The organism is Streptomyces sp. NBC_01283 (genome assembly GCF_041435335.1).
Taxonomy (GTDB): domain Bacteria; phylum Actinomycetota; class Actinomycetes; order Streptomycetales; family Streptomycetaceae; genus Streptomyces.
Genome location: NZ_CP108430.1, coordinates 4,542,606 through 4,559,440, shown reverse-complemented (window position 1 = coordinate 4,559,440; position 16,835 = coordinate 4,542,606). Strand labels below are relative to the sequence as shown.

The window sequence follows — 16,835 nt, the reverse complement described above, 5'->3', positions numbered from 1 at the left end:
GGGCCTTTTCCGGGAGGTTCTGTACCGGATGTGCCCGTAACCGGGACAGTTGTAGCGCCGTTCCGTGCAGGATCTCCCCGTCCGCCGGCCGCCCGGAAACGACCGTGGCCCGCCCCCGTAACCGGAAGCGGGCCACCCTGGAGTGTCGGGTGGAGGCTAGAACGCCGCCTCGTCCAGGTTCATCAGGTCCAGCTCCACGCCCTCGGCGAGCTTCCGCTCGGTGGCGACGGACGGCAGGACGTTCGCGGCGAAGAACTTGGCCGCGGCGATCTTGCCCGCGTAGAAGGCCTTGTCCTTCGCGGAGGCCGTCTCCAGCTTCTCGGCGGCGACGGCCGCGCCCCGCAGCAGGAGGTAACCGACGACGACGTCGCCGGAGACCATCAGGAGGCGGGTCGTGTTGAGACCGACCTTGTAGATGGACTTGACGTCCTGCTCGGTGGCCGCGAGGTCCGTCAGCATGGCGCCGACGATGGCCTCCAGGTCGACCGCGGCCTTGGCCAGCTCCTCGCGGGCCCCGGCCAGGTCCTCGCCGCCCGTGCCGACCGCGAGGAACTTCTTGATCTCCTCGGCGAGGCCGTTCAGCGCGGCACCCTGGTTGCGGACGATCTTCCGGAAGAAGTAGTCCTGGCCCTGGATGGCCGTCGTGCCCTCGTAGAGGGTGTCGATCTTGGCGTCCCGGATGTACTGCTCGATCGGGTACTCCTGGAGGTACCCCGAGCCGCCGAACGTCTGGAGCGACTGCGCCAGCTGCTCGTACGACTTCTCCGAGCCGTAGCCCTTGACGATCGGCAGGAGGAGGTCGTTGAGCGCGATCAGCGCCGACGCGTCCTCACCCGCCGCCTCCTTGATCTGGATGTCGTCCTGGACGGCCGCGGTGTGCAGCACGAGGGCGCGCATGCCCTCCGCGTACGCCTTCTGCGTCATCAGCGAGCGGCGCACGTCCGGGTGGTGCGTGATGGTGACCTTGGGGGCCGTCTTGTCCATGAACTGGGCCAGGTCCGGGCCCTGCACGCGCTCCTTGGCGTACTCCAGGGCGTTCAGGTAGCCCGTCGAGAGCGTCGCGATGGCCTTCGTGCCGACCATCATGCGGGCGAACTCGATGATCATGAACATCTGGCGGATGCCGTCGTGCTTGTCGCCGATCAGCCAGCCCTTGGCGGGGTGCTGGTCGCCGAACGTCATCTCGCACGTGTTGGAGGCCTTGAGGCCCATCTTGTGCTCGACGTTCGTGGCGTAGACGCCGTTGCGCTCGCCCAGCTCGCCGGTCTCCCAGTCGAACTCGTACTTCGGGACGAGGAAGAGCGAGAGGCCCTTCGTGCCGGGGCCGTGGCCCTCGGGGCGGGCGAGGACGTAGTGGAGGATGTTCTCCGACATGTCGTGCTCACCGGACGTGATGAAGCGCTTCACGCCCTCGATGTGCCAGGAGCCGTCCTCCTGCTTGATGGCCTTCGTGCGGCCCGCGCCGACGTCCGAACCGGCGTCCGGCTCGGTCAGGACCATCGTCGAGCCCCACTGCTTCTCGACGGCGATCGCGGCGATCTTCTTCTGCGCCTCGTTGCCCTCGTCGTGCAGGATGCCCGCGAACGCCGGACCGGAGGAGTACATCCACACGGCCGGGTTGGCGCCGAGCAGCAGCTCCGCGTAACCCCAGATCAGGGAGCGGGGAGCGGTGGTGCCGCCGATGCCCTCGGGCAGGCCCAGGCGCCAGTACTCGGAGTCCATGAAGGCCTGGTAGCTCTTCTTGAAGGACGCCGGCACGGGCGCGGTGTTGGTGGCCGGGTCGAAGACCGGCGGGTTGCGGTCGGCGTCCTCGAAGGACTCGGCCAGCTCGTTCTCGGCGAGGCGGCGCAGTTCGTCGAGGATGCTCTTGGCGGTGTCGACGTCCATCTCCGCGAACGGGCCGGTGCCGTACAGCTTGTCGCGGCCGAGTACCTCGAAGAGGTTGAACTCGATGTCGCGGAGATTCGACTTGTAGTGCCCCATGGCGACGGCTCCGTAAGCAGAAAGGGAGTAAGTACCAGCAAGTAGCTACGATGATGCTACCCGCCAGTAATAAGAAGCAACCCCTAATAGGTCATCTGTGACTCACTACTCGTGCGGGCTCAGTACTCTTGCGGGCATGTACGGCTACGACCAGAGCCCAGGCGCCCAGCAGCAGTACGCCCCGCCCGGGGCCCAGCCGCCGCCGCAGCAGATGTCCGGCGGCGCGGGCGGGTACGCGCAGCAGCCGCCGCTCTATCCCGAGCCGTCGCCCCCGTCCCTCGCGGACGCGGTGCGCGCCTTCACCACGGGTTCGATGTCCGCCGAGGACTTCCAGCAGGTCTTCGCCACCTCGAAGGTCTACTGCCCGCGCGGCGACAACCCCGGCTTCCTCGCCCTGCACAACACCCAGCAGCCGGTGATCCCGATGTTCACCTCCCTCAAGGAGCTGCGCCGGTACGCGGGCAAGGAGTCCAAGTACTTCGTGATCACGGGCGCCGAGGTCATCGACCTCCTCCCCACCGGGTACGGCTTCGTCCTCGACATGGAGGGTGAGCACCGCATGGTCTTCGACGCCAAGGCCGTCGAGCAGATGGTCGACTTCGCGATGCGCCGGATGTATGGCTAGACGCCATTGCTGCGCAGACGGCTGGCCGCCGCCGAGAACAAGCCACCGAGACGCCCGGAGGGAATTCCCTCCGGGCGTCTCGCGTTCCCGGTGGCAAGAAGTTCTACGTTCAACTAAAGTGGACGTACGAAGAAGGAGGCACGACATGCCCGCTGTGACCGTCGAGAACCCGCTGACCCTGCCCCGTGTGGCCGCGTCCGGCGACGCCGTGGCCCGCCCCGTGCTCGCCGTGACAACCGCGCCCAGCGGTTTCGAGGGCGAGGGCTTCCCGGTGCGCCGGGCGTTCGCGGGGATCAACTACAAGTACCTCGACCCGTTCATCATGATGGACCAGATGGGTGAGGTGGAGTACGGCGCCGGGGAGCCCAAGGGCACGCCCTGGCACCCGCACCGCGGCTTCGAGACGGTCACGTACCTGATCGACGGCACCTTCGTGCACCAGGACTCGAACGGGGGCGGCGGCACCATCCAGAACGGCGACACCCAGTGGATGACCGCCGGGTCCGGCCTCCTGCACATCGAGGCCCCGCCGGAGTCCCTCGTCCAGTCCGGCGGCCTCTTCCACGGCCTCCAGCTCTGGGTGAACCTCCCGGCGCGGGACAAGATGATGGACCCGCGCTACCAGGACATCCGCGGCGGCCAGGTCCAGCTGCTGACCTCCCCCGACGGCGGCGCGCTCCTGCGCGTCATCGCGGGTGAGCTCGACGGGCACCAGGGCCCCGGCGTCACGCACACGCCGATCACGATGATCCACGCGACGGTGCGCCCCGGCGCCGAGGTCACGCTGCCCTGGCGCGAGGACTTCAACGGCCTCGCGTACGTCCTCGCCGGGCGCGGCACGGTCGGTGCCGAGCGCCGCCCGGTCCACATGGGCCAGACGGCGGTCTTCGGCGCGGGCTCCTCGCTGACCGTCCGCGCGGACGAGAAGCAGGACGGGCACACCCCCGACCTGGAGGTCGTGCTGCTCGGCGGGCAGCCGATCCGCGAGCCGATGGCGCACTACGGGCCGTTCGTGATGAACAGTCAGGCCGAGCTCCAGCAGGCGTTCGAGGACTTCCAGAAGGGCCTGCTCGGCACGGTCCCCGCCGTGCACGGCATGTAGGCACGGCCGTGCACGGAATGTAGGCACGGCTGTTCGGCGCACACGACGTGCGGGGCCGCACGGCCCGTGCTCGGGTAGGAGGGTGAGCACCCTTCTGCCCGAGCCCGCACGCCGTACCGCTGCCTGGTGCGTCTTCCTCCTGCTCGTCGCCGGCGTGGCCGCCGTGGCGATCTGGCTCTTCGTCACCTTCAAGACGGCCGTCACCCCGGTGCTGCTCGCCCTCCTCGGCACGGCGCTCCTGGGGCCCGTCTACCGCTGGCTCCTCAAGATGAAGGTGCAGCGGTCGCTGGCGGCCGGGCTCACCTGCGCGGCCGTCGTCGCGGTCGTCGGCGGCGCCATGTACATCGTGGTCAAGGCCCTGATCGACACCGGCGACCAGATCGTCGCCTCCCTGAAGCAGGCCGCCGCCGACCTCTCCGAGCACTTCGGTGCGGCGGGGACCTCCCTGGACGACATGGCGTCCAACGCCAAGGACCTGCTGGGCAAGTTCGGCGGTTCCGCCGCTTCCGGGGTGATCAGCGGGCTCAGCGTCGTCGGCGAGATGATCGCCATGGGCGTCCTCGCGCTGCTGCTCGTCTTCTTCTTCCTGCGTGACTCCGACCGGGCGCTCGGGTCCATGCGCTCGCTCGCCCCGCGCGGCACCGCCGACACCGTCGAGGCGATGGGCCGCCGGGCCTTCGAGGCCGTCGAGGGCTTCATGCGCGGGACCACGTTCATCGCGCTGATCGACGCCATCTGCATCACCGCCGGGCTCCTGATCCTGCGGGTGCCGGGGGCGTGGGGGCTCGGCGCGCTCGTGTTCATCGGCGCCTACATCCCCTATCTGGGTGCCTTCATCTCCGGGGCCGTCGCCGTGCTCGTGGCGCTGGCCGACCGGGGCTTCGTCATCGCGCTGTGGGCGCTCGGGGTCGTGCTGGCCGTACAGGTCCTGGAGGGGCACGTGCTCCAGCCGGTGATCCAGAGCCGCACGGTGCAGATGCACCCGGCGGTCGTCATGCTGGCGATCACCGCCGGGGCGTCCGTGGCCGGGATCCTCGGGATGCTGCTCGCGGTGCCGGTGACGGCCGCCGCTTTCGGGGTGATCTCGGAGCTGCGGGGGCGCTACCCGGCAGGGTCCTCAGCCGGGTCCGATGCCTCGGCGGGCCCGTCGGAGGGCTCCACGGCACCCTCGTAGAGCTCGAACCAGATGCTCTTGCCCTCGCCCCTGGGGTCCACGCCCCACTCGTCGGCGAGCAGCTCCATCAGGACCAACCCCCGCCCGGACGAGGCCAGTTCACCGGGGTGGCGCTTGTGCGGCAGGTCGTCGCTGCCGTCCGAGACCTCGGCCCGCAGCCGCCGCGATCCCGGCTCCCCGATGACCTCGGCGACAAGCAGCGCGTCGCCGTCCGTGTGTACCAGTACGTTCGTGATCATCTCGGAGACCATCAGGACCGCCGAGTCGACCTGGTCCTCCACCGCCCAGTCGTGCAGCAGCTCCCGCACATGGCGCCGCGCCCCCGCGATGCGCTCGGGCTCGGCCTGCGCGACCGTCAGGACGGTGCGGCGGGCGGGGGTGCGATGCGCGGGGTGGCCAGCCCTGCGGAGCAGCAGGACCGCGATGTCGTCCTCGCGGCGGTCCACCAGGGGCCCGGTGTTCTGGTGCGAGGAGGGCCCGTGCACGGCCTGTACGAGGGTGTCGGCGAGTTCTTCGAGGCCGTCGTCGCCATCACCCCCGTCCTCCTCAAGAATCTTGCGGATCCGCTTCCAGCCGCTGTCCAGGTCGTGGCCGCCGGTCTCGATGAGGCCGTCGGTGCAGACCAGCATCGTCTCGCCGGCCTCCAGGACGAGGCGCGTCGTGGGGTAGTCCGCGTCCGGGTCGATGCCGAGCGGCAGGCCGCCCGCCGTGGGGCGCAGCAGGACCGTTCCGTCACTCATCCGTATCGCCGGCTCCGGATGGCCCGCGCGGGCGATCTCCAGGACGCCGGTGGCCGGGTCGGCCTCCACGTAGAGGCAGGTCGCGAAGCGCGGGTCGGCGGGGTCGCCCCCCGCGTCGCCGTCCGAGCCGATCGCGATGCCGTCCGTGATCCCTGACAGGAAGCGCGTCGCCCGGGAGAGCACGGCGTCCGGGCGGTGCCCCTCGGACGCGTACGCGCGCAGGGCGATCCGCAGCTGCCCCATCAGGCCCGCGGCCCGCACATCGTGGCCCTGGACGTCACCGATGACGAAGGCGATGCGGCCGTTGGGCAGCGGAATCATGTCGTACCAGTCGCCGCCCACCTGGAGCCCGCCGCCGGTGGGCACATACCGCGCGGCCACGGTCATCCCCGGGATGCGCGGCCCGAGCAGCGGCAGCATCGAGCGCTGCAGCCCTTCCGTGAGCTCCCGTTCCGACTCGGCGACCCCGGCCCGCGACAGGGCCTGGGCCAGCATCCGGGCCACCGTCGTCAGGACGGAGCGCTCGTCCGGCGTGAACGAGACGGGGTAGGCGAAGGCGGCCAGCCAGGCGCCCATCGTGCGGCCCGCGACCGTCAGCGGCAGGAACGCCCACGACTGCCGGTCGAAGGGCCTGGCCAGCGGCCATGTGGCGGGGTAGCGGCGGTGATACTCCTCCGGCGACGAGAGATAGACCGCGCGGCCCGTGCGGACCACCTCAGCGGCCGGGTAGTCCGTGTCCAGCGGCATCGCCGAGAAGGGCAGGTCGTCGCCGGGCTGGTGGCCGTAATGCCCGATGATCTTCAGCCGGTCGCCCTCGACCCCGAAGACCCCGAGCCCGTCCGGCGAGAACCCCGGCATGGAGAGCCCGCTGGCGACCCGCAGCACCTCCGCGGTCGACCGTGCCTCGGCGAGCGCGCGCCCCGCGTCCAGCAGGAACGCCTCGCGGGAGCGCCGCCAGTCACCGGTGACCGGGGTGCGGGCCGCGGCGCCCGGCGGGGGCTCGCTGACCTCCTGGAGGGTGCCGATGAGCTCGTACGACTGCCTGGCCTCGTCGACGATCGGCTTGGAGCGGCTGCGCACGATGCGCAGGACCCGCCCCTGGTCGTCCATGATCCGCAGGCGGGCCTCGGCGAGGGTGCCCTCGGCGACGGCGAGCTGGACGATGCCGTCGATCTCGTTCCAGTCGACGGGGTGGAAGCGGGAGCGCACGCCCGCCTCGGTCAGGACCTGGGCGTGCGGGGGAAGCCCGAGGAGCCGGGCCGCCTCGGCGTCGAGCGTGACGGTGCCGGCCGCGTTGTTCCAGCGCCACAGGCCGGTGGCGATGGCGGCGAGGACGTCCCGTACGGGAGGCAGGGGTTCGTCCCCCGCCTGCTGCAAGGGATCGTCGGTGCGCATTGACCCACTTTAGGAAGATCCGCGGACACACCGCCACCGCCGGGGGCGGTGAGGAGCGCTCCGGGAGTGATCCGCGAAGTAATACGGAAAGCGATCTCCGCCCGGACGGTAGCCTTGGGGACTGTCTGCTCTCTCCCCTATTCGCGAAGACTGGATGAACGAAGATGCATCGGTACAGGTCCCACACCTGCGGCGAGCTCCGCGCCTCTGACGTCGGCTCCGACGTCCGGCTGAGCGGCTGGCTGCACAATCGCCGAGACCTGGGTGGCATCCTCTTCATCGATCTGCGCGACCACTACGGCATCACGCAGCTGGTGGCCCGCCCCGGCACCAAGGCCGCCGAGGTCCTGGACAAGCTCTCCAAGGAGACGGTCGTCCGGGTCGACGGCAAGGTCGTCTCGCGCGGCGCGGAGAACGTGAACCCCGAGCTGCCCACCGGTGAGGTCGAGATGGAGGCCGCCGAGGTCGAGGTGCTCGGCACCGCCGCCCCGCTGCCCTTCACGGTCAACGCGGACGACGGCGTGAACGAAGAGCGACGCCTGGAGTACCGCTTCCTGGACCTGCGCCGCGAGCGCATGCACCGCAACATCATGCTGCGGTCCTCGGTCATCGCCTCGATCCGCTCGAAGATGGTCGCCCTCGGCTTCAACGAGATGGCGACGCCGATCCTCGCCGCGACGTCCCCCGAGGGCGCCCGCGACTTCGTCGTCCCGTCCCGCCTGAACCCGGGCAAGTTCTACGCCCTGCCCCAGGCCCCGCAGCAGTTCAAGCAGCTGCTCATGATCTCGGGCTTCGACCGCTACTTCCAGATCGCGCCGTGCTTCCGCGACGAGGACGCGCGCGCCGACCGCTCGCCGGGCGAGTTCTACCAGCTCGACGTCGAGATGAGCTTCGTGGAGCAGGAAGACGTCTTCCAGCCCATCGAGAAGCTCATGACGGAGATCTTCACGGAGTTCGGGAACGGCCGCGAGGTCACCTCGCCCTTCCCGCGCATCCCGTTCCGCGAGTCGATGCTGAAGTACGGCAACGACAAGCCCGACCTGCGCGCGAAGCTCGAACTGACCGACATCACGGACATCTTCGCCGACTCCGAGTTCAAGGCGTTCGCCGGCAAGCACGTCCGCGCCCTCCCGGTCCCGGACACGGCCTCGCAGTCCCGCAAGTTCTTCGACGGCCTCGGTGACTACGCGGTCGAGCAGGGCGCGAAGGGCCTGGCCTGGGTGCGCGTCGCCGAGGACGGTTCGCTGACGGGCCCGATCGCGAAGTTCCTGACGGAGGCGAACGTAGAGGAGCTCACGAAGCGCCTCGGCCTCGAAGCGGGCCACGCGGTCTTCTTCGGCGCGGGCGAGTTCGAGGAGGTCTCGAAGATCATGTCGGCCGTCCGCGTCGAGGCCGCCAAGCGCGCGGGCCACTTCGAAGAGGGCGTCTTCCGCTTCTGCTGGATCGTCGACTTCCCGATGTACGAGAAGGACGAGGACACCGGCAAGATCGACTTCTCCCACAACCCCTTCTCGATGCCCCAGGGCGGCATGAAGGACCTGGAGGAGAAGGACCCCCTCGACATCCTCGCCTGGCAGTACGACATCGTCTGCAACGGCATCGAGCTCTCCTCCGGCGCCATCCGTAACCACGAGCCCGAGGTCATGCTCAAGGCCTTCGAGATCGCGGGCTACGCGCGCGAGACCGTCGAGCAGGAGTTCGCGGGCATGCTCCGCGCCTTCCGCCTCGGCGCCCCGCCGCACGGCGGCATCGCCCCCGGCGTCGACCGCATCGTCATGCTCCTCGCGGACGAGCCGAACATCCGCGAGACGATCGCGTTCCCGCTGAACGGCAACGCGCAGGACCTGATGATGGGCGCCCCCTCCGAGCTGGAGGAGTCCCGTCTGCGCGAGCTGAACATCCAGCTGCGCAAGCCGGTGGCCTCCGGCAAGGGCGACGCGGACAAGTAACCCTGGCAGCTGACCAGTCGAGGGCCCGGAACCGTTCGGTTCCGGGCCCTTTCCTGTGGGGACGTGACGCACGACGGGACGTAGCGGCGGCCCCTGGGAAAGCCTAGGAAAGCTGCTCCTGCCCCAGCAGTTCCACGATGCTTGAGAAGCTGTCCGCCGCGTGGCCAGCGGCCATGCCGCGGCGGAACAGGTCCGCCACCGCCGTCGGCAGCGCGGCGTCCACCCCCGAGTCGGTGTGGGTGTCCACGACGTGCCGCATGCTGGCCAGGCCCATCGCCAGACGGTCCACGTCGCCCTCGTGGTTGCCCGCGTCGATGCGGGACGAGTAGAAGGACAGGAACTCCGGCATCCCGGTCATGTTCAGCGAGGCGTACGGGAGGATGTCCGTGGCCGACAGGCCGTTGGCCTTGGCGAGCGCGACCGCGTACCAGTAGCTGGAGACGCTGGTCCAGAAGATGACCATGTTGAGCTGGTACATCAGCGCCGCGAGGCCCGGGTCCTCGCCCCGGTAGTCCGTCTCGCCCGTCAGCACCTCAAGGGTCGCGCGGTGCTTCGCGTACGCCTCGCGCGGCCCGCTGTAGAACGTCGACGACCCGGGCTTTCCGATGCCGGAGGGCGGCACGAGCACGCCTCCCGTGAGGTGGGCGGCACCGTGCCCGGCTGCCCATTCCGCCGCCTCGCGGGCCTTCTTCGGGGTGTCCGAGCTGAGGTTGACGATCACCCGGCCGGAGAGGGCGGCTGCCGCCGGCCCCAGTACGGAGTACATCGCGTCGTAGTCCGTGAGGCTGAGGATCACCAACTCGTTGGCGGCGACGGCCTCCTCGGGGCTCGCGGCGAGCGTCGCGCCGCGCTCGACCAGATCGTCGGCGCGGGACGCCGTGCGGTTCCAGAGGGTGACCTGATGGCCCTTGTCGAGCAGGGCGGTGGCCATCGCGTGGCCCATGGGACCGAGTCCGATCAAAGTGACGGGAGTGGCGTTCACGTCTTACCTCCACGATTAGAACGAGCGCTCTATCTAGAGCATGCGGGAAACGTAGCACGCCTCTGGAACGAACGCTCTAATTAGATGGGAGGTAAGGTGGCCGCATGTCTCGGACCAGCAGCGCAGCCGCAACGACCGGCACCCGCGACCGCATCGTCATCGCCGCCGCACGGCTGCTGCAGCGTCAGGGCTATGTCGGCACCGGCATCAAGCAGATCGCGAAGGACGCGGAGGCCACGCTCGGCTCCGTCTACCACTTCTTCCCCGGCGGGAAGGAGGCCGTCGCGGTGGCCGCGATCACGCACAGCGGCGAGGAGTTCGCCGTGCTGCTGCGCGACGCGCTGACCACGGTCGACGCCCCCGGCGCCGCGATCGAGGCCTGCGTGGCGGAACTCGCCGTGGGGCTGCGGGAGTCGGGCTGGGTCGACGGCTGCCCCGTCACCGCCGCGGCCCTGGAGACGCTGGGCACGGACTCGGAGATCCAGCGGGTGTGCGCGGCGGCGCTGGCGAGCTGGGAGCGGCTGGTCGAGGAGAAGCTGCTCGGCGCGGGCTTCGCCGCGCGGGACGCGCGGGAGCTGGCGACCACCGTGATCAGCGCCATCGAGGGAGCCGAGGTCACGGCCCAGGTCAACCGCAGCGAGGAGCCACTACGGGCCGTGGGGCGTCAGTTGGCGCGGCTCGTGGGGTCGTACGAGGTCGAAGCGGGCGGCTGAGGCTGCTGACCGAACCAGTCGGCGCAAGGCGCGATCCGGCCCGCGGGGCGGCGGTTCACGTGGAGGGCGAAAGGTGCCGCTGTGCCGCCGTTGTCGCATCGCGTCGCGGGTGGCTCATGCGAGCCGCTCGGTTGTTGAATCCCGTCGCGTCCGGCTCACGCCGTTCGCTCACACGGCCGGTGAGTGCGACGCCGCATCGGCGGTCGCCTCGGCCCACTCCGCCACCAGCTTTTCGTACTCAAGGTGTTGCTCGGGGCGAAGATATCCGCCGGTGCGCAGCCAGAGCGCACGTATCTCCTCGTTCACCTCGGCCGCGGGGCGCGGCCGGTCGGGGGTGCCGGGAGTCGTGGTCATACAGTGAAGCGTACGTATGAAGATGTGAAGACGACGTGAGTTCTGGTCGAATGTGATCGGTATCGCTATTTGACCCGCATGAATCAGCCAAGTTGGGCAAGAAGCAGAGGTCCGGCGGCGCGCATCCGGTGGCCCGAGATGCGAGAAAGTCCCGGTGCCCACCCGTAATCACGGGTGGGCACCGGGACTTTCCTGCATGCGCTCAGGCCTTCGGCTCCTCCAGGCGCGGGAACAGCACCGCGCCCTTCGTCACCGTCGCGCCCACCGGGAGCTGGCCCCACGTGCCCGCGGACTGGACCTGCTGGTCGGCGAGGGCGCCCAGCGAGGCCTCGGCGCCGAGCGAGTCCCACAGCTTCTGCGAGGTCTCCGGCATGATCGAGTTGAGCAGGACGGCCACGGCGCGCAGCGACTCCGCGGCCGTGTAGAGGATCGTCGCCAGGCGGGCCTGGCCCTCCGGCGACTCGTCCTTGGCCACCTTCCACGGCTCCTGCTCCGTGATGTAGCCGTTGACCTGCTTGACGAAGGCGAAGACCGCCAGGATGCCGCCCTGGAAGTCCAGCTCCTCGCCGATCTTCAGGTCGGCCGTCGCGACCGCCTTGGCCAGGCCTTCCTGGACCGCCTGCTCCGCGGCACCGACCGCCGTCGCCTCGGGAAGCGCGCCGCCGAAGTACTTGCCGACCATGGCCGCCACGCGCGAGGCGAGGTTTCCGTAGTCGTTCGCGAGCTCGCTCGTGTAGCGGGCGGTGAAGTCCTCCCACGAGAACGAGCCGTCCTGTCCGAACGCGATGGCACGCAGGAAGTACCAGCGGTACGCGTCGACGCCGAAGTGCGAGGTGAGGTCCTGCGGCTTGATGCCCGTCAGGTTCGACTTCGACATCTTCTCGCCGCCGACCATCAGCCAGCCGTTGGCCGCGACGCGGCCCGGCAGCGGCAGACCCTGCGCCATCAGCATCGCGGGCCAGATCACCGCGTGGAAGCGGAGGATGTCCTTGCCGACGAGGTGGACGTCGGCGGGGAACGTTGACTTGAACTTTTCCTCGTCCGCGCCGTAGCCGACGGCCGTGGCGTAGTTGAGGAGAGCGTCGATCCAGACGTAGATGACGTGCTTGTCGTCCCACGGGACCTTGACGCCCCAGTCGAACGTCGAGCGCGAGATCGACAGGTCCTGCAGGCCCTGCTTGACGAAGTTCACGACCTCGTTGCGCGCCGACTCCGGCTGGATGAAGTCGGGGTTCGCCTCGTAGTGGGCGAGGAGCTTGGGGCCGTACTCGCTGAGCTTGAAGAAGTAGTTCTCCTCCTTGAGGAGCTCCACCGGCTTCTTGTGGATGGGGCAGAGCTTCTGCCCCTCGAACTCGCTCCCGGCCTCGCCGTCGATCAGGTCGCCGGGGAGCTTGTACTCCTCACAGCCCACGCAGTACGGGCCTTCGTAGCCGCCCTTGTAGATCTCGCCCTTGTCGAAGAGATCCTGGACGAACTCCTGCACGCGGTCCGTGTGACGCTTCTCCGTCGTGCGGATGAAGTCGTCGTTCGCGATGTTCAGGTGCTCCCAGAGAGGCCGCCAGGCCTCGTCCACGAGCTTGTCGCACCACTCCTGGGGCGTGACGTCGTTCGCCTCGGCAGTGCGCATGATCTTCTGACCGTGCTCGTCCGTGCCGGTGAGGTACCACACCTTCTCGCCGCGCTGACGGTGCCAGCGCGTGAGCACGTCCCCTGCAACGGTCGTGTAGGCGTGGCCCAGGTGAGGAGCGTCGTTTACGTAGTAGATAGGGGTCGAGACGTAGAACGCCTTCGCGTTCTCGCCCGCTCCCTGCTTCTCGGATCCAGTGGCCGCCATGGTCGAAATCCTAACGGCCATGGAGCGGGCGATTCACCTCGATTCCAGGGGGTGGACCCGGCGGTCCACCCCCTGTCACTCCTGACTACGGGCGCCAGGCCGCCAGCAGGCCCTCGTACAGCTCCGCGTCCGTGAGCTCGCGGGGGGTGGGGCCCGCGTGGAAGAAGGCGGCGTTCTCCGCCTTCAGCTTGCGGAGGTAGTCGAAGCCCTTCGCCTCGTGCTCGCCGAACGCGACGAACTGGAAGAAGAGGGGGTGCTTGGCCGCGTCCGCGAGAGCCTGGTTGGCGGGGCCCTTCGCGTCCGGGGGGCCGTCCGTCTGGAAGACGACGAGGGCGGGCTCGCCCTTGTGCTCCGACTTCTCGTAGTGGGCCACGACCTCTTCGATCGCGGCGTGGTAGCTGGTGCGGCCCATGCGGCCCGCCGCCGCGTGCAGCTCGTCGACGCGGCCCTCGTGCTCGGGGAGCGTGAGGGTGCCGGTGCCGTCGATCTCGGTGGAGAAGAGGACGACGTGGACGGTGGGGGCCTCGGGGTCGGGGGCGGTGTGCGCGGCCAGGGCCAGCACCTGCTCGCCCAGGCTCTGGGCGGAGCCGTCCTTGTAGTACGAGCGCATGGACCCGGAGCGGTCCAGTACGAGGTAGACGGGGGCGCGCACCCCGGTGAGCTCCCGCTTCTGCAGGGCCTGCCCGGCGGCCTTGTACGCACTGACGAGCCCAGGGGCCCGATTCTTCAACTTCGCAGCACTGAGAGCGGGCTTCGCGGGGGTGGCGGGGGCGACCGGCGCCTCCTCCGCCACGGGGGCGTCCGCCGCAGCGGCGGCGGGCTCGTCCACTGGCTCGGCCTCGGCGGCAGTGGGGGTCGCTTGTTGTGGGCATTCGTCCCGCTGGGCGGGACGGGTGGGCACAACTGACGGTTCCGGGTCAGCGGCGTCCGCGACAACCGCCGTGGGCTCCGCCTCGGGCTCCGGGGCGACGGCCTCGACCTCCGGTTCCACGGTCTCGGGGGCCTCCGCCGCCTCGGGCTCCGGGGCGACGGCCTCGACCTCCGGCTCCACGGCCTCGGGGGCCTCCGCCGCCTCGGGCTCCGGGGCGACGGCCTCGACCTCCGGCTCCACGGCCTCGGGGGCCTCCGGCTCCACCGCCTCGGGGGCCTCGGGGGCCTCCGCCTCGACCTCGGGGGCAGCCTCAGCCTTCGAAGGCTGAGGCTCAGGCGTCGGCTCCGGCGAAGGTGCCGGCACCGTCACGCGGTCGCGGTCGAACGCCGCCGCGACGAGATCGTCCACCGCCGAAGGCGAAGGCTCGGACGACGGTCCGGGAACCGTCGCCTTCGGCTCGTCAGCCGGAGGCACCCGCTCGGACGAGGGCGCCGGAACGGTCGCAGAGGTGGCGGAAGCGGCAGAGGAAGAGGTGGCCGCCTCAGAGGCCTCCGCAGCCCCCGCAGCCTCAGAGGTCTCCGCGGTCAGCGAAGCCTCCCCGGCCCCCGGGGTCTCCCGGCTCTCCGAAGCTTCCGGGAGGCTCGCCCCGGGCTCCGGAGCCTGATCCCCCTTGCGTGACGACCGTCCGAACGCGTTCCGCAGGACACTCAGAATGCCCATGGGTGCACCCCTTCGCGTGAGTTGATTCCCGATAACCCCTGGCCAGGGCGGACACGTAAGGTTAGCCGCCGCGACAGGCGATCTTGGTGAGGGTCGCCCAAGCGTCACCCTCACCGAGCACACGCACCTCAACTGCCCTCTGTGCGCCCGCGATTCACCTCCCGTTCACCCTCAGGCCGTCGCCCTGCCGACCTCCGCGCCTAGCGTCACGGCGGAATCAAGCCATGCCCACCCAGCGGAGGAAACGTGCCCAAGCTGCTGCCGATCATCACCTCGCACCAGGGGAGCGGCGGCCGTTCCGCCATGACCTGCCGGTTCCGGTGTGGTGATGCCTGCTTCCACGAGGTGCCCAACACCAGCGACAACGAGTACGTCGGTGACGTCATAGCCGGCGCGCTCAGCCGCCGCTCCATGATGCGCGCCGCCGCCGTCGTGACCGTGGCGACCGCCGCGGGCGGCGCCGTACTCGCGGGCCCCGCCGCCCCCGAGGCCGCCGCCGCGGCCGGGAAACCGGCGGCGCCGACGAGCGACAAGAGCAACAAGAGCAAAAAGGGAGCGCGCGGCCTTCGCTTCACGCCCGTAGCGCCCAACACCGCCGACTCCGTGACGATCCCGGACGGCTACGCCCAGAACGTCGTCATCCGCTGGGGCGAGCCCATCCTCCGCGGTGCCCCCGCCTTCGACGCGGACAAGCAGACCGCGAAGGCGCAGGCCGGACAGTTCGGCTACAACAACGACTTCCTGAGCCTCCTGCCGCTGCACCGCGAGCGCGGGCGTCAGGTCCTCGTGGCCAATCACGAGTACACCGACGAGATTCTGATGTTCAAGGGGTATGACGCCGCCAACCCCACCCGCGAGCAGGTCGAGATCGCCTGGGCCGCCCACGGCCTCTCCGTCGTGGTCGTCGAGGAGGAGCGCAGGAGCGGGAAGCTGGCCGCCGTCACGCGCCACCAGCTCAACCGCCGTCTCACCGCCACCAGCGAGTTCCGGCTCAGCGGCCCCGCCGCGGGCAGCGCGTTCGTCCGGACGAAGGCCGACCCGCGCGGCACCACCGTCCTCGGCACCCTGAACAACTGCTCGGGCGGCACCACCCCGTGGGGCACGACCCTGCACGGCGAGGAGAACTTCAACCAGTACTTCGCCAACGCCGAGAAGGTCACCGACCCCACCGCCGCCGCGCGCCTCAAGCGCTACGGCGTCATCGGCGCCGCGTCCGAGCGCAAGTGGGAGCGGTTCGACGACCGCTTCGACCTCGCCAAGGAGCCCAACGAGGCCAACCGCTTCGGCTGGGTCGTCGAACTCGACCCGTACGACCCCGACTCGACCCCGCGCAAGCGCACCGCGCTCGGCCGCTTCAAGCACGAGGCCGCGCAGCCGCGCCTGACGCACGACGGCCGCCCGGTGGTCTACATGGGCGATGACGAGAAGTTCGACTACTTCTACAAGTTCGTCAGCAGCAAGCACGTCGCCAAGGGCTCGTCCCGTGCCGCGCACGCGCACAACCTCACGCTCCTCGACGAGGGCACGCTGTACGTAGCCAAGCTGACCGGCGACTCCCCCGCCGGTGACATCGACGGCACCGGCAAGCTGCCCGCCGACGGCGAGTTCGACGGCAGCGGCGTCTGGATCCCGCTCGCCACCGCGGGCCCCAAGGGCCACGCCGTCTCGCACGTCGAGGGCATGACCGCCGAAGAGGTGTACGTCTTCACGCGCCAGGCCGGTGACAAGGTCGGCGCCACCAAGATGGACCGCCCCGAGGACATCGAGCCGTCGCCGCACACCGGCAAGGTGTACGTCGCGCTCACGAACAACTCCGACCGCGGCAAGGCGGGCAAGGCCCCGGCCGACGAGGCCAACCCGCGCAACCTCAACAAGCACGGGCAGATCCTGGAGCTCACCGAGCGCCGCAACCGCCCGGAGTCGACGACCTTCGCCTGGTCGCTCTTCCTGGTCGCGGGTGACCCGGAGGACCCGGCCACGTACTTCGCGGGCTTCCCGAAGGACAAGGTCAGCCCGATCTCCTGCCCGGACAACGTCGCCTTCGACCCGCACGGCAACCTGTGGATCTCGACGGACGGCAACCAACTCGGCTCGCACGACGGCCTGTTCGGCGTCGCGACCAAGGGTGACCGGCGCGGTGAGCTCAAGCAGTTCCTGACCATGCCGACGGGCGCGGAGACCTGTGGCCCGCTGGTCCAGGACCGTCGCGTGCTCGTCTCGGTGCAGCACCCGGGCGAGGTCGACGGCGCGTCCGTCGAGAAGCCCGCGAGCGCGTGGCCCGACGGCGCCGGTAAGATCGTCCGGCCGTCGGTCGTCTCCGTGTGGCGCAAGGACGGCTGCGACATCGGCGTCTGAGCAGGCCGAGCACGACCACGTACGCGTCTTGGGGCACC

Annotated in this window: 12 protein-coding genes; 6 read left to right on the top strand and 6 right to left on the bottom strand. The window is 69.9% G+C overall.

All coding sequences use genetic code 11. The features are described 5' to 3' along the window. Window positions 1-156: 156 nt before the first annotated feature. The gene (locus OG302_RS20725) at window positions 157-1,983 is read right to left on the bottom strand and encodes an acyl-CoA dehydrogenase (RefSeq protein WP_371528142.1); all 1,827 of its coding nucleotides are present in this window, start codon (window positions 1,981-1,983) and stop codon (window positions 157-159) included. Window positions 1,984-2,119: 136 nt separating this feature from the next. Between OG302_RS20725 and OG302_RS20720 the strand changes: the two genes are divergently transcribed. From OG302_RS20720 to OG302_RS20710, 3 genes are all read left to right on the top strand, one after another. Then, a complete protein-coding gene (locus tag OG302_RS20720) occupies window positions 2,120-2,608 on the top strand; it encodes an SseB family protein (RefSeq protein ID WP_361829056.1) in 489 nt (162 codons plus the stop codon). A gap of 145 nt (window positions 2,609-2,753) precedes the next feature. Continuing rightward, entirely contained in the window at window positions 2,754-3,710 is a 957-nt protein-coding gene (locus tag OG302_RS20715; protein ID WP_371528141.1) for a pirin family protein, read from the top strand. A gap of 82 nt (window positions 3,711-3,792) precedes the next feature. Further along, window positions 3,793-4,884: an AI-2E family transporter gene (locus tag OG302_RS20710; RefSeq protein WP_371528140.1), complete on the top strand. Its 1,092-nt coding sequence runs from the start codon at window positions 3,793-3,795 to the stop codon at window positions 4,882-4,884. Here the strand turns inward: OG302_RS20710 and OG302_RS20705 are convergent. Continuing rightward, entirely contained in the window at window positions 4,812-7,019 is a 2,208-nt protein-coding gene (locus OG302_RS20705; protein ID WP_371528139.1) for a SpoIIE family protein phosphatase, read from the bottom strand. The two genes, OG302_RS20710 and OG302_RS20705, sit on opposite strands and share 73 nt — an antisense overlap. Window positions 7,020-7,183: 164 nt before the next feature. Between OG302_RS20705 and aspS the strand changes: the two genes are divergently transcribed. Further along, the gene (gene aspS, locus OG302_RS20700; protein WP_371528138.1) at window positions 7,184-8,968 is read left to right on the top strand and encodes an aspartate--tRNA ligase; all 1,785 of its coding nucleotides are present in this window, start codon (window positions 7,184-7,186) and stop codon (window positions 8,966-8,968) included. A gap of 103 nt (window positions 8,969-9,071) precedes the next feature. On the opposite strand, the gene OG302_RS20695 is transcribed toward aspS, so the two are convergent. Beyond that, a complete protein-coding gene (locus OG302_RS20695; RefSeq protein ID WP_371528137.1) occupies window positions 9,072-9,950 on the bottom strand; it encodes an NAD(P)-dependent oxidoreductase in 879 nt (292 codons plus the stop codon). Window positions 9,951-10,054: 104 nt separating this feature from the next. Here OG302_RS20695 and OG302_RS20690 point away from each other — a divergent pair, with 104 nt between their 5' ends. Beyond that, complete coding sequence (locus OG302_RS20690; protein WP_371528136.1) at window positions 10,055-10,663, top strand: TetR/AcrR family transcriptional regulator; 609 nt, start codon at window positions 10,055-10,057, stop codon at window positions 10,661-10,663. Between the two features lie 168 nt (window positions 10,664-10,831). Here the strand turns inward: OG302_RS20690 and OG302_RS20685 are convergent, their stop codons facing one another. The 3 genes from OG302_RS20685 to OG302_RS20675 all read right to left on the bottom strand — a co-directional run bounded on the left by OG302_RS20685 (window position 10,832) and on the right by OG302_RS20675 (window position 14,130). Next, window positions 10,832-11,017, bottom strand: a complete 186-nt coding sequence (locus OG302_RS20685) for a hypothetical protein (protein ID WP_361829068.1) — start codon at window positions 11,015-11,017, stop codon at window positions 10,832-10,834. 202 nt (window positions 11,018-11,219) lie between these two features. Further along, window positions 11,220-12,851: a methionine--tRNA ligase gene (gene metG / locus OG302_RS20680; protein ID WP_371528135.1), complete on the bottom strand. Its 1,632-nt coding sequence runs from the start codon at window positions 12,849-12,851 to the stop codon at window positions 11,220-11,222. Window positions 12,852-12,936: 85 nt separating this feature from the next. Continuing rightward, window positions 12,937-14,130, bottom strand: coding sequence for a VWA domain-containing protein (locus OG302_RS20675; protein WP_371528134.1), 1,194 nt, complete (start codon window positions 14,128-14,130; stop codon window positions 12,937-12,939). Window positions 14,131-14,688: 558 nt separating this feature from the next. Between OG302_RS20675 and OG302_RS20670 the strand changes: the two genes are divergently transcribed. After that, window positions 14,689-16,797, top strand: coding sequence for a PhoX family phosphatase (locus tag OG302_RS20670; RefSeq protein ID WP_371528133.1), 2,109 nt, complete (start codon window positions 14,689-14,691; stop codon window positions 16,795-16,797). Window positions 16,798-16,835: the final 38 nt, after the last annotated feature.